The organism is Staphylococcus sp. 231237_7MaSpsaltlick, assembly GCF_043107035.1.
The window spans coordinates 126,001-139,753 of record NZ_JBICNX010000009.1 but is presented as its reverse complement, the minus strand read 5'-3'; the positions used below and the strand labels follow the sequence as shown (position 1 = coordinate 139,753).

At 33.4% G+C, this 13,753-nt stretch carries 13 protein-coding genes; all 13 read right to left on the bottom strand.

Features of this window, described 5'->3' with window-relative positions:
* Window positions 1-29 precede the first annotated feature (29 nt).
* The 13 genes from ACF91D_RS18010 to ftsZ all read right to left on the bottom strand — a co-directional run bounded on the left by ACF91D_RS18010 (window position 30) and on the right by ftsZ (window position 13,725).
* A complete protein-coding gene (locus ACF91D_RS18010) occupies window positions 30-1,334 on the bottom strand; it encodes a uracil-xanthine permease family protein (RefSeq protein WP_039066839.1) in 1,305 nt (434 codons plus the stop codon).
* A 279-nt stretch (window positions 1,335-1,613) separates the two neighbouring features.
* Entirely contained in the window at window positions 1,614-2,141 is a 528-nt protein-coding gene (gene pyrR / locus ACF91D_RS18005; RefSeq protein WP_039066840.1) for a bifunctional pyr operon transcriptional regulator/uracil phosphoribosyltransferase PyrR, read from the bottom strand.
* Window positions 2,142-2,724: 583 nt separating this feature from the next.
* Window positions 2,725-3,642 (bottom strand): RluA family pseudouridine synthase, encoded by a 918-nt coding sequence (locus ACF91D_RS18000; protein WP_039066842.1) that lies wholly within the window; start codon window positions 3,640-3,642, stop codon window positions 2,725-2,727.
* Window positions 3,643-3,654: 12 nt separating this feature from the next.
* Entirely contained in the window at window positions 3,655-4,131 is a 477-nt protein-coding gene (lspA, locus tag ACF91D_RS17995) for a signal peptidase II (RefSeq protein ID WP_069792868.1), read from the bottom strand.
* Between the two features lie 211 nt (window positions 4,132-4,342).
* Window positions 4,343-5,137, bottom strand: coding sequence for a VOC family protein (locus tag ACF91D_RS17990; protein WP_101050796.1), 795 nt, complete (start codon window positions 5,135-5,137; stop codon window positions 4,343-4,345).
* 259 nt (window positions 5,138-5,396) lie between these two features.
* Window positions 5,397-8,147, bottom strand: coding sequence for an isoleucine--tRNA ligase (gene ileS / locus ACF91D_RS17985; protein WP_107549549.1), 2,751 nt, complete (start codon window positions 8,145-8,147; stop codon window positions 5,397-5,399).
* A 250-nt stretch (window positions 8,148-8,397) separates the two neighbouring features.
* Entirely contained in the window at window positions 8,398-9,015 is a 618-nt protein-coding gene (locus ACF91D_RS17980) for a DivIVA domain-containing protein (protein WP_039066847.1), read from the bottom strand.
* A gap of 153 nt (window positions 9,016-9,168) precedes the next feature.
* Window positions 9,169-9,948 (bottom strand): YlmH family RNA-binding protein, encoded by a 780-nt coding sequence (locus ACF91D_RS17975; protein ID WP_069792872.1) that lies wholly within the window; start codon window positions 9,946-9,948, stop codon window positions 9,169-9,171.
* Between the two features lie 89 nt (window positions 9,949-10,037).
* A complete protein-coding gene (locus tag ACF91D_RS17970) occupies window positions 10,038-10,328 on the bottom strand; it encodes a YggT family protein (RefSeq protein WP_039066850.1) in 291 nt (96 codons plus the stop codon).
* A gap of 12 nt (window positions 10,329-10,340) precedes the next feature.
* Window positions 10,341-10,940 carry a cell division protein SepF gene (locus ACF91D_RS17965; RefSeq protein WP_039066851.1) on the bottom strand — a complete coding sequence of 200 codons (600 nt, stop codon included), beginning with the start codon at window positions 10,938-10,940 and terminating at the stop codon, window positions 10,341-10,343.
* A 5-nt stretch (window positions 10,941-10,945) separates the two neighbouring features.
* Complete coding sequence (locus tag ACF91D_RS17960; RefSeq protein WP_327620642.1) at window positions 10,946-11,620, bottom strand: YggS family pyridoxal phosphate-dependent enzyme; 675 nt, start codon at window positions 11,618-11,620, stop codon at window positions 10,946-10,948.
* A 17-nt stretch (window positions 11,621-11,637) separates the two neighbouring features.
* Window positions 11,638-12,426 (bottom strand): peptidoglycan editing factor PgeF, encoded by a 789-nt coding sequence (gene pgeF, locus ACF91D_RS17955; protein ID WP_039066853.1) that lies wholly within the window; start codon window positions 12,424-12,426, stop codon window positions 11,638-11,640.
* 123 nt (window positions 12,427-12,549) lie between these two features.
* Complete coding sequence (gene ftsZ / locus ACF91D_RS17950; protein WP_039066854.1) at window positions 12,550-13,725, bottom strand: cell division protein FtsZ; 1,176 nt, start codon at window positions 13,723-13,725, stop codon at window positions 12,550-12,552.
* Window positions 13,726-13,753: the final 28 nt, after the last annotated feature.

Genomic DNA, 13,753 nt, shown 5'->3' with positions numbered 1-13,753 from the left:
TTTCAGCTCCTTATTATGACAATTTTTTATTAATCTGCTGGTGTTTCTTTTGGTAAAATCAAATTTAGTGTTATGCCTGCTAAAGCAGCTAATGCCATGCCTTCAATTTCTAAATTAATACCTAGTCCGTTTAAATTAAATACAAGGTTACCTATCCCTATAACTAATATGACAGATGCAATAACCAAGTTTCTGTTACTCGCGAAATCCACTTCACTTTCTACTAACATCCTCAGACCACTAGCTGCGATGATACCGAAAAGTAAAATCGAGACGCCTCCCATTACTGGCGTTGGTATAGATGAAACTAATGCTGTGAATTTCCCTACAAATCCTAAAATAATTGCAATAGTTGCAGCGCCACCAATAACATAAACACTGTAAATTTTTGTTATTGCTAACACGCCGATGTTTTCTCCATATGTTGTACTTGGAGGGCCACCAATGATGCTCGCAAACATCGTTGATACACCATCACCAATGATAGACTTATCTAAACCTGGATCTTTAAAAAAGTTACGACCCACAATTTTGTTTATTACCATTTGATGTCCAATATGTTCACTAACAGTCACAAACACAATTGGTATTAATACCATTACTAACCCCAAGTGAAATGAAGGTGTATAATCTTTAAATGGTATGTATACTTCAGGAAATTGTAACCATTTGGCCTTGGCAATAGGCGCAAAGTTTACTAATCCCATAGCAATTGAAACAATATAGCCAGTAACTATGCCGATTAGTACCGGAATTAAAGATAAGAAACCTTTAAAGTAACCTTGCACTATAATCGTTACCAGTAATGTAATCACTGCTACTGCTAAATAACTTAAGTTATAACCTTTCATATCTCCCGAGTTCTCAAACATTGCCATATTGACAGCGGTTGGCGCTAAACTCAAGCCGATAACCATAATAACCGGACCAACAACTACTGGGGGTAATAAGTTCATTAACCAATTTGTCCCACTGATTTTAATTGCTATACCAATCAGAACATACATGACACCACTCATAAAAAGTGCCACAAGCATGTCGCCTAAGCTATGTGAGTTTAACCCTGTAATGATCGGCGTTATAAAGGCAAAGCTTGATCCAAGATAAGCAGGTATTTTTGCTTTAGTAATTAAGATATATAACAATGTCCCGATTCCTGATGCTAAAAGTGCCGATGATATTGGTAGTCCTGTCAAAAATGGTACAAGCACTGTGGAGCCAAACATCGCAAACAAATGTTGCGTACTCAAGAATGCCCATTGTCCAATTTTAGGTCTATCACCTACATCTAATACTGGTTTGACTGTCCGTTCAAACATTGTTTCATTTTCCATGTTTATGCTTCCTCTCATAAAAAAAATCTCTTTACATTGAATTCATGTAAAGAGACTAAAAAGTATATATTATCTGTTTTGATTATAGAAAACTAAGCGTTATTCGTAAGTTTAAACGGTAGCTCTATATAATTTAATCAAGATAATATGAAGAGGCGTTTGTTTTAAGCTAACAGCTTATCTTTCTAAAAGCTTTATAAAAACCCCTGTTAAACGGTGATTATCATAATAGCTTTTACCTCTTCCCTTTTCCAGTCTCTCGTACTGAATTAAAAGGTGCTATTCAATTACAACTGCATTTCTATCATCTATTTCTTGAAGAAACACTGATACATCTTCTTCTTTTGCTGTAGGAATATTTTTTCCTACGAAGTCTGCGCGAATCGGTAATTCTCTATGACCTCTGTCTACTAAAGTAGCTAAACCAATTTTTTTTGGCCTCGCGTACTGTAGAACAGCGTCCAATGAAGCTCGCACTGTACGTCCTGTGTATAAAACGTCATCGATAATAACAACGACTTGATTTGTAATATTTACATCTATTTCATACGCTTTGTCATCAACTTGGTTTATTGTTTGTTCTAAATCATCTCTAAATTGTGTAATATCAATCGTTCCAGTTGGTACGGCGATCTCTTCTATTTGTTCAATCTTTTGTTGTATACGTCTCGCTAAAAATGCACCGCGTGTTTTAATGCCTAACAAGATTAAATTATCGGTACCTTTGTTATATTCTAAAATTTCATGTGCAATACGTGTAACCGTTCTTTGTATTGCTGCTTCATCCATAACAACGCGTTCTGACATTTTTATACACCTGCCTTTAATTAAGTGATGATATAAAGAAAACCTCATGTCTTTATCAGACATGAGGTTTAGTTAAAAAGTGTTCCAAACTTCAAGAGACATCACTCATTAAAATGAGACGCTTTCTCTTCCATAGTTAAAAATTTATACTATGACTCCTATTGTGTTAAGATATTATAACTACAACAGTGCTTCTTCATTTATATGAACAAACAGTAAGTTTATAACCTTTTTTATTAAATACATGTCTTCGGAGCCTCTCTGGACTCTCAATTAAAGACGTTCGCTCTTTATTAAACTGTCATAATAATACCATGAATCATATTACCTTGCAAGTCGGTAAACATGAAAATAACAACTCTAGTAATTGTTAATTCCATTCATCATAAAAACAATAAAATTCTTAAGACATAGACTTCATATTCAATATAAAAAACTAATATTTATGATGGTATGCTCACTTCAAAGTGGACACTTAAAAATGTAAACTTCAATAGACAAAGAAAACGTCAATTTCTATATAATCTCAATAGAAATTGACGTTTATTCTTTAGGCACGGATATTTATATCAAGCTCTTATAATTATTTTTCGCTTCTACGTAACTCAGCTAATAATTGCTCAAAATCGTCTGGTAATGCAGCTGATTTTTCGATATTTTCATGTGTAATTGGATGTTCAAACCCTATTACACCAGCATGTAATGCTTGGCCGCCTATAGCCATCGTTTTTTTCGGTCCATATTTTGGATCACCAACTAATGGGAAACCAATATATTTCATATGCACACGAATTTGGTGCGTACGGCCAGTTTCTAAAATACACTCGATTAATGTATATTTATCAAAATGCTCTAATACATTAAAATGTGTAATTGCATCTTTTCCATCATCAACAACATCCATAGATTGACGATCATTTTTATTTCTGCCAATCGGTGCATCAATTGTGCCATAATCATGAGGAATGTTTCCATGTACTAATGCAACATATTTACGAGTGACTGTCTTATTAACTAATTGATTTACTAAACTACGATGTGCGATATCATTTTTAGCAACCATTAATAATCCAGATGTATCCTTATCGATACGATGCACAATACCTGGACGAATTTCACCATTAATTCCTGATAAATTCTTCATTTGATACATAAGACCATTAACTAAAGTACCTGTATAATGACCAGCTGATGGGTGAACTACCATACCTTTAGGTTTATATACAATAGCTACATCATCATCTTCATAAAAAATATCCAAATTTAAATTTTCTGGTTGAATATCCGCTTCTACAATTTCCTTTTCAGTCACAACTATATAATCATTCATCTTCGTTTTGTAGTTAGATTTAATGACCTTATCGTTAACTTTCACAAGATTCTCTTTAATCCAATCTTGGATTTGAGTACGTGACCAATCTGAATTATATTCAGGTAATAGCTTATCAATACGTTGACCTGTATCGTTCTGGTCTTCTATCTTAAACTCATGTATATCCATACGATATCTCTCCTATTCTTCTTTCTTCATATCTGTTAACAAAGCGATTACTATCAACAAAACGCCTATAGTCAAACTAGAATCTGCTACATTAAATATAGGGAAATTATAACCAAAAATATTTGTATCAACAAAGTCTACAACTTCTCCATGTAACACACGATCAATAAAATTACCTAAAGCTCCTGCAAATAATAAACTAATAGCCACTTGCATTAATAAATGCTGTTTTGCTTCTTTAATGTAAAATATAATTAATACAACAAGAATTATAATTGTAATAATATAGAAAAAACTCATTTTCCCACTCAATATACCCCACGCTGCACCATTATTACGGTGTGAAGTTATATTTAAAAAATTGGGAATTACGTTAAAAGAATCTCCAACTTTCATAGAACTAGCAACAATAAATTTTGTGATTTGATCTAATAATAATATAACGATTGTTATGAATAAAGAAATACCAATGTAGTACTGACGTTTCATGTCTGTACCTCCTATTCTGCGCTCAGTCGCTTTTACAACATCTTTCATTATATCCTAATCAAACTTATAAAAAAAGTTACAGTTTGATTATATATATAAAAATTAAAAATTCATGATCAACCATTGATCTAATGCTATATATTTATATGAAAGTCATTTAATAAGTTTTCTTAGTATCATAATAAAATAATTTGTCATTGCTCCATGTTAATTACATAACTTTATAAAAATTAAAACGAAACATTATACCGTCAGGTCCTGTAATATTTTTATGCGTCGTCTCAGGATAGTGATAGTCTACACAAGCTAACCCATATGTTTTATGGTTTTCAATACGTTTAATTCGAGAAAACCAATTATTGACTACTATATGTTGGTGATAACCGTTAGAAGATAAATACAATGCTGTGTTTGTTTCTAAGGAAGAAGCTTCTAAACCAAAGAAATTTTTATAATATGAAATTACACGTTTTAACTCTATTGTTTTAAGATTAATATATCCGATTATTGTTTCATCAGGGATGCCTTGCCACTTTTCATTTGAAACATAGGTTAACAAATTAGGCACGTTGATTGGTCGTGTCTCTAAGACAGCCTTATCATCTTCAAACACCCAATCTTCAATCGGATGATCCACATAAAATTCTAAACCATTGCCTTCCGGGTCTTCTAAAAATAATGATGTTGTAATATCGTGTTCTCCACCATTAATAGGTAAATCATTCTCACTCAATTGAACGAGCAAATCCGCTAAATCTGTTTTCGATGGTAATCTAATAGCGAGATGAAATAACCCCGCTTCCGAAGTTAAAGGCTCTCTACCATGGTTAATTTGCTTTAATGTTAGAAAATGATTTGAATTACCAATTTCATAATGAACAATTGAATATGATTCATTTACTACATTAAGCCCTAAGATATGTTCATAAAATTGTTTCATAGCTTCTTTATCTCTTACATTTAATGTTATGCCGTTTACAAAATGTGCACTTTGATTATGAAACATAAAAAACACCCTTCTAAAATCAAGTTTTACTTAAATTCTTATAAATTTCTTTATCCCTGTCCAATTACAGATTCTATTATAAATGCGCATTGTTGAAACTTAAGTAATGGAAGCGTAAATATCAAGCCTCAATGGCATTATGTTTATAAAAATAAATTTGAACGTCAATCCACTCCAGAAAAGATGAGGCTAAGACAATTAATTATGTCCCAGCCTCATCCAAATCAATTTATTCAATTAATAACAACTAGCGTCTTAATTATACTAGTGTTTTGACAACTTCTTGACAACGTGGACACAAGTTATTTAATTCGCCTACAGAACCTAATGATTCACTATAATTCCAACAACGTTCACATTTTTCACCATGTGCATGCTCAATACGGATATCACCATATTGGTAAGGAATTCCATTTTCCACTTGGTCTACTACTTCTGCTTGTGAAGTAATAAATAATTGTTGTAAGTCAGCAAATTGTTGTAAGAAAGACGTCGCATCAAAGTTATCATTGCTTCCAATCACAACTTTAGCTTCTAATGATTTACCAATTACTTTTTCGTTACGTGCGACTTCTAATGCACGGTTAACATCATCACGTAATTTCATAAACGTATTCCATCTATCTACAAATTCACGATTTACTTCAACACGTTCTGGCATGTTTGTTAAGTGTACACTTTCTTCCTCTACATGAGGGATATGTGACCAAACTTCTTCAGATGTATGAACTAAGATAGGCGCTAACAATTTAGTCATATCAACAACGATTTGATATAACACTGTTTGCATACTACGACGTTTATGAGAATCACGCTCTTCAATATAAAGAATATCTTTACCATAATCTAAATAGAAATTACTTAGTTCTACATTAATAAAGTTTTGAACTTCTTGGAAAATATCTAAATAATCATAGTTATCATAGTGGTCTAACGTATTCGCAGTAAACTCACGTAATCTATTCAATAAATATTTATCCACTTCTAATAAATTATCTTCAGCGATTGCATCAGTAGCAGGGTTATAATCATTTACGTTACCTAACATAAATCTTAAAGTGTTTCTGATTTTTCTATAAACATCAGAAGTTTGTTTTAAAATTTCATCTGAAATACGTACGTCTGCTAGATAATCAACACTACTCACCCATAGACGTGCAATGTCTGCACCTTTTTGTTTAACAATTTGATCCGGTACAATCACATTACCTAATGATTTACTCATTTTCTTACCTTCTCCATCCATTACAAAGCCATGTGATAGTAACATTTTATATGGAGATTGCCCTCTCGTAGCCACTGAAGTTGTAATTGATGAGTTGAACCAACCACGGTATTGGTCACTACCTTCAAGGTATAAATCAGCTGGGTATGATAATTCCGGACGTTCCTCTAACACACCACGGTGTGATGAACCTGAGTCAAACCAAACATCCATGATATCAGTTTCTTTTGTAAATTCACCATTTGGACTACCTGGATGCGTAAAGCCTTCAGGTAGTAAATCTTTCGCATCACGTTCAAACCAAATGTTTGATCCATTTGCTTCAAATAAATCAGCAACATGGTTAACTGTTTCAGATGTCATGATAATGTCGCCATTTTCAGCATAAAATACTGGTAACGGCACACCCCATACACGTTGACGTGAAATAACCCATTCGCCACGGTCACGAATCATGTTATAGATACGTGTTTTACCCCAGTCCACTTTGAATTGGGTTTCATCGATAGCATCTAAAATATCTTGACGTACTTTATCTATAGATGCAAACCATTGTGGCGTCGCTCTAAAGATAACTGGTTTTTTCGTACGCCAGTCATGAGGATAACTATGTGTAATAAATTCTAAATGTAGTAATGCACCATTTTCTTTTAGTAGGTCTGTAATTTCTTTATTCGCTTTATCATAAAACATGCCTTCAAATTGACCAGCTTCATCAGTAAATACACCTTTATCATCTACTGGGCTAATCACAGGTAAATTATATTTTTGACCAACTATATAGTCATCTTCACCATGTCCAGGTGCAGTGTGTACACATCCAGTACCTGCATCAGTAGTAACATGTAAACCATTAATTACTAATGATTCACGCTCAAAGAATGGGTGTTGGGCTTCAACATATTCTAATTCTTTACCTGTAAATTCATTTTCTAATACTAAAGTATCTTCGTCCCATCCTAACGCTTCTACAACATCACTCGCTAAATCTTTACCAATGATGTATTTTTGACCATTTACATTGTATTGACCGTAAGTTAAATCAGGATGCACCGTAATCGCTACATTTGATGGCAATGTCCATGGCGTTGTAGTCCAGATAATAAATTTTGCATCTGGATCGATAATACCTTTACCATCTTTAACATCAAACGCTACATAAATAGATGGTGAACGTTTATCTTGATATTCAATTTCCGCTTCTGCTAATGAAGATTCACTTGATGGTGACCAATATACTGGTTTTTTCCCTTTATAAATCAAACCTTTATCCGCCATTTCTCCAAATAAACGAATTTGAGCTGCTTCATATTCTGGTTTTAAAGTAATATAAGGGTCATTAAAATCGCCTTTAATACCTAAACGCTTGAAATCTTTTTTCTGATTTTCAATTTGCTCTAATGCAAATGCTTCACATTTTTTTCTGAATTCTGCTACTGACAATTCTTTGCGTTTAACACCTTTTTTAGTTAACGCTTGTTCGATTGGCAAACCATGTGTATCCCAACCTGGCACGTACGGCGTATAATACCCACGCATTGATTTATAACGTGTGATGATATCTTTTAAAATTTTGTTTAACGCATGTCCCATGTGTAAGCTTCCATTCGCATATGGTGGGCCATCATGTAGAATGTATGAGGGGTTCCCTTCATTTTTATCTAATACTTTTTGATAGATGTTTTTTTCATCCCATTCTTCTTGTATCTTAGGCTCTTTATTTGGCAAACCACCACGCATTGGGAAATCTGTTTTTGGCATTAATAATGTATCTTTATAGTCCATTTCTATACACTCCTCGTTCCGATTTTCATACTTTATTCATTTTAAATAATAAAAAGAACTCTAAGTTCAATTAACAGGGACGATGTATACCGCGTTACCACCCTGATTAACTCAACTTAGAGTTCTCTCATTATCTTTATTACTTTGTAATGACATAACAGTGATATAAGAAACTAACATATGAAAGGCTCCCACTATCCCTAACTCGCTGTGATATGTTTATTGTTTCAAACGCGTCTGTTATCTAATATTATTTATTTTCTGAATCAGTAGCTGATGTTTGATCGCTAGCAGTTGCGTTATTGCCTGCTTCAGCTCTCGCTTTCATAGCTTTTTCTTCTTCAGTCAATTCATTATCATTTAAGTGATTAATATTTTCTTCAGTGACTTGTTCAGAATCAAGATCATAATTTAATAAATAATCCCAATCTTCATTTTTAAGTAAATCTAATTGTGCTTCGACTAACATACGGAAACGCGATCTGAAAATTTTGGATTGACGTTTCATATCTTCAGTTTGGAAAGATAGTCTACGTGCTTTTTCAACTGCGTCGTTAACAATTCTATCTGCTTCTGCTTTTGCTTTAGATACTATCGCTTCGGCATCTTTTGAAGCAGCTGCTTTAGTTTCTTCTCCGGCTTGTTTAGCTTGAATTAACGCATCACTTACAGATTGATGTACATCTTTATACGATTGAATATTGCTTTCTTTGTCTTCAATCACTTTTTCTAACTGTACTTTATCTTCTTTCAAACGTTCAATTTCATTACTCAATTGTTCTAAATAGCTTTCAACTTCAGTAGGCTCAAAACCATTTCTTGCATTTGTAAAAGTTTTATTTTTAATTTCATTTGGTGTAAAAGGCATAAATATCCTCCTTCTATAATACACTATTTTCTACAACGATTAAATAACAGAAATAGTGTTTTATCGACAATATGTTTTTATAATATATCATTTACTAAATTGCGCAAAGCGTTAAATATGTTATCTCAAATTATATGATAGTTTATTATACCATTATTTGAATAACGTTTTGTAAGAAATTCTGATTTTATCTTTTTTAGTTTTACCGCCTATGTCAGTAATCATAGCTCTACCAAATCCTTGGATTGATAATAAGTCACCACTATCAAGTTGAAAGTCTGCAGCGTCAACCACTGTATGATTCACTTTAACACGTTTCTTGTCTATCAGTTGTTTTGCAATAGTTCGTGATTTTCGTATCATGTCTTTTAATACAACATCTAACCTTAAGCCACTTACAGTTGTATCAAATGTTTGCCAATTCTCTTTTGATTGTATCATATCTTTTATAGGAATAGAATTAAGTTTAACTGTTGCGCCTTTGATTCTATTTAATTCCAATATAATATAAGATTCTAGTTGCTTTGTCAAAGTGAATTGAATATTATCTGCCACAACAATGTCACCTAATTGTTCTCTTTCAATTCCAAGTGACATAATTGTGCCTAAAATATGTTGATGTTGTAATGTTACAAATTTTTGTGGATAATCAACTTTAATCAATACAATTTCGAATGCTTCTTCACTTGGTACAAAGTAACTTGGCGCGACAATAGCCCGTTTTCTTTCCGCATATGGTCCGCCATAAAATGTAACATTCAAGTCTTCAAAGCTACCGACGACAACCTCCATTATATATTGACCACGTGGATCAAGAAACGTTGTCAATACAGGTGCGTATTGATTATTAGCACGATTGCATTTATCTATAAGTTGATCTATTAAATCATGTTCTTCTTTTCTGAAATGCTGATAAATATCGATGTGTATCACTCCAAATACAATACAAAGCACCTCTCGTTATTTAACGTTAGGTGCTTGTCATTTATTTTATGTTAGTTCATTTAGTATTATTCAATGCCTTACATTAATTTAGTTAAAATCAAATTAAATATGCTCGCTAAACCACTACGGAATAGTACGAGTACTACTATGGCAACAATTGATGATATATCAATCATTCCAATTGGTGGTATAACTTTACGGAATTGCTCTAAAAACGGTTCATATAGTTTTGATAAAAATTGACCGAATTTATTTTCACGTGCATTGGGAATCCATGACATAACAAAATATACAATCATCCCATAATAATAAATCTGAACCAAGAATAAAATAAAATTAAATATGTTTGCTAATAAACCAATATCCATTTATTTTTACCTCTATTCACCTTGGTATTCCATATTTTCTATTTGATCAGTGATACTTCCAGCAACTTCAACATTGTCTGGCGTACATAAGAATATATCTGATCCAACTCGTTGAATATCTCCACCAATTGCATAAACAGTACCACTTAAAAAGTCGATAATACGTTTAGCAGACACTTTATCAATACGTTGTAAATTAACTAATGTGGCACGACGATTCTTAAGTTCGTCTGCAATATCTTGTGTATCTGAAAAAACACGGGGTTCAAATAAACACATTTTAGAACTTTCTTGTGCAAAAGCGAATTGATCTTGTTCTTGATTATTCATATTCACAACGTTCCTTGTATTATTTTTAGATGAACTGTTATTCATTTGATACTTCCTTTCTCCCGATGATTGCTGTAATCTAGTTGACTGTTTCTTGGGAACGGACTGTATTGATCTTGGCTTTTCTGTATAACCATTATTTGATTGTTCATTAAAGTTGCTTTGAGACTGCGCTTGTTGTTTGTTTTGTGTTCTATTTTGTTCTTCTTCTGGCGGCGCTTCTAATTCGTCATCTTCCTCTTCTACAACGAAAAATCCATTAAATAAATCTTTTAAAGCCACGGGGCTCACTCCTCTTTTCCTACAAGTTTAGTCCCAATTCTCACAAATGATGCACCTACTTCAGCGGCTAAATGATAATCGTTACTCATTCCCATAGAAAGCTCAGTACATGGTGCATAATTTAAATTGAGCGCTTTAATTTCATCTCTTTTTGTTTTTAATAATTGAAACAAGCTTTTTATATATGGCTCATCTTCAGTCAAAGGAGCCATCGTCATAAGACCAACGATTTCTATATTCTCATATTGCTTTAACTCTTCAATAAAAGTCTTAACCTCTGATAACGAAACACCTTGTTTAGATGATTCACCAGATACATTCACTTGAACAAAACATTTAATTTTATGTTCGGCTCTTTTATCAATTTCTTTTGCTAATTTCAAACGGTCTAATGCATGGAAATAGTCAACTTCATTGATAACTTCTTTAACTTTTCTAGTTTGTAATGAACCTATAAAATGCATAACGGCGTCATTAGGTAAGATTGCTTTCTTTTGTTGAAACCCTTCCAAACGGTTTTCGCCGAAATGTCTAATTCCTGCATTATATGCATCATTAGCTCGGTCTATTGTAACATACTTTGTCACTGCAATCACGTTTGGCATTGTTGAAATATTACCCTTTTCGTAATGTGTCTGTATTTGTTCATTTATACACTTTAAATTATATTGTACGTCCAATTCTATACACCTCTTCGTTATTGACCAATAAATGCTAACATACGACCCGTATTTCCTTTTTCAACTCTATAAGAAAAAAATAATGATAAATCTTCAGATGTCGCATAGCTTGTTATATAAATATTATTTTTGGGAACACCAGCATATTCTAACAGTAATGCATTCGCAAGTTTCAAATCAATACCGTGTCTATCTACACCTCTAGTTTGTGTATATTGATTAATATCTATCGGCAGCGCTTCAAATTTAGATTTTATATCATCGTTAATTTCATAAGATATAGAAGTTGCGGGTCCAATGACAACATTTAAATCGCTTAACTCAAAATCTATACGTGAAACCATTTCATTGACTATTTGACCAACAGTTCCTCTCCAACCTGCATGTGCAAGACCTATAAAATGATATTTTTCGCTATAAAAGTAAATAGGTACACAGTCAGCATAGCACATTGTAAGTAAAATATTATCATCATATGTGTATAAACCGTCTACACCATGCAATCGATCTGTCAGTGAATCTATATTAGACCCTCTATCTTGTTCAGTTACTTCTACAACTTTATTTTCATGAGTTTGAATTGGAAAAACCCATTGCTCTCTAGGAAATTCAATGGTAGCAGCGAGTATTTCTTGATGTTCAGTGATACTTTGTTGATTGTCGTTAATATATCTTGCCATATTAAAGGCGTTTTGAGGAAAAGGGCTAAAACCATCTTCTCTTGTTGTTATACCCAGTTTAACATTTTTTAAATGAACGTCCTCATATTCTAATGTATGATGCTTTTTAATAAATTTATCTTGCATGATCACAAACCTCCATAGGATATATAAAAGCAACATTATTATTAATTAAATTTAAAAAAGTCATCAGATCTACTGACCTGATGACACTTTATTATTTAATTTAGTCTACAAAACTTGTTGCGACTAACGTCTAGTTCTTCTTGAACGTCTTTCTTCTCTATTTCTAATGAAACTTGGAATATCATCTTCATTAGTTGTATGTGCTCTACCTTCACTAGCGTTTTCTGATGATGCTTGTGAAGCACTTGCTGAACTTGAAGAAATTGTGTCTTCTTTAGTAGTACTTCCGCTTGTTGCACTATTACCAAAGCCAGTGTTTGAAGCTTTACGACCTTGTGATGAAGGTTTGTCTTCAAAACCAGTTGCGATAACTGTTACAACAATTTCATCTTGTAATTCTGGGTTAATTACTGTACCGAAGATCATATTAACATCTTCGTCTGCTGCATCTTGCACGATATCTGCTGCTTCTTGTGCTTCGAAAAGTGACAATGATTCTCCGCCTGTAATATTCATAAGCACACCTTGCGCACCTACGATTGAAGTTTCTAGTAATGGTGAAGAAATTGCTTTTTTAGCAGCTTCTACTGCACGGTTTTCGCCAGAAGAAACACCGATACCCATTAAAGCTGAACCTTGGTTAGACATAATTGTTTTAACGTCTGCAAAGTCTAAGTTAACTTCACCAGATACAGCGATTAAATCAGAGATACCTTGAACACCTTGACGTAATACGTTATCTGCTTCTTTAAATGCTTCCATCATTGGTGTTGATTTATCAACAATATCTAATAAACGGTCATTAGGAATAACGATTAATGTATCAACAGCAGCTTTCATTGCTTCAACACCTGCTGCAGCTTGCGTTTGACGCTTACGGCCTTCAAAACCAAACGGACGTGTTACAACACCTACTGTTAATGCGCCCATTTCTTTAGCAATTTTTGCTACAACTGGAGCAGCACCTGTACCAGTACCGCCACCCATACCAGCAGTTACGAATACCATATCTGCACCTTGAATTGCATCTTCAATTTGTTCACGTGACTCTTCAGCAGCTTTTTTACCAATTTCAGGGTTAGCACCGGCGCCTAAACCACGTGTTAATTTTTCACCAATTTGGATTTTAGACTCAGCTTTTGATAAATTTAAAGCTTGTCCATCCGTGTTAATTGAAATAAATTCAACATTATTCATACCATGGTCAATCATACGGTTTACAGCGTTATTACCGCCGCCCCCTACACCGATGACTTTTAACGTCGCTAAATGATTAAATCCTTGTTCAAATTCTAACATTTATATTTCCTCCTAGTTTTAATGGCCA

Excerpts from the sequence above, each read along its gene's own strand:
- pgeF (WP_039066853.1), bottom strand. The coding sequence starts at position 12,426 with ATGCAAGATAAATTTATTAAAAAGCATCATACATTAGAATATGAGGAC.
- ileS (WP_107549549.1), bottom strand. The coding sequence starts at position 8,147 with ATGGACTATAAAGATACATTATTAATGCCAAAAACAGATTTCCCAATG.
- ACF91D_RS17980 (WP_039066847.1), bottom strand. The coding sequence starts at position 9,015 with ATGCCTTTTACACCAAATGAAATTAAAAATAAAACTTTTACAAATGCA.
- pyrR (WP_039066840.1), bottom strand. The coding sequence starts at position 2,141 with ATGTCAGAACGCGTTGTTATGGATGAAGCAGCAATACAAAGAACGGTT.
- lspA (WP_069792868.1), bottom strand. The coding sequence starts at position 4,131 with ATGAAACGTCAGTACTACATTGGTATTTCTTTATTCATAACAATCGTT.
- ftsZ (WP_039066854.1), bottom strand. The coding sequence starts at position 13,725 with ATGTTAGAATTTGAACAAGGATTTAATCATTTAGCGACGTTAAAAGTC.
- ACF91D_RS17970 (WP_039066850.1), bottom strand. The coding sequence starts at position 10,328 with ATGGATATTGGTTTATTAGCAAACATATTTAATTTTATTTTATTCTTG.
- ACF91D_RS17990 (WP_101050796.1), bottom strand. The coding sequence starts at position 5,137 with ATGTTTCATAATCAAAGTGCACATTTTGTAAACGGCATAACATTAAAT.
- ACF91D_RS18000 (WP_039066842.1), bottom strand. The coding sequence starts at position 3,642 with ATGGATATACATGAGTTTAAGATAGAAGACCAGAACGATACAGGTCAA.
- ACF91D_RS18010 (WP_039066839.1), bottom strand. The coding sequence starts at position 1,334 with ATGGAAAATGAAACAATGTTTGAACGGACAGTCAAACCAGTATTAGAT.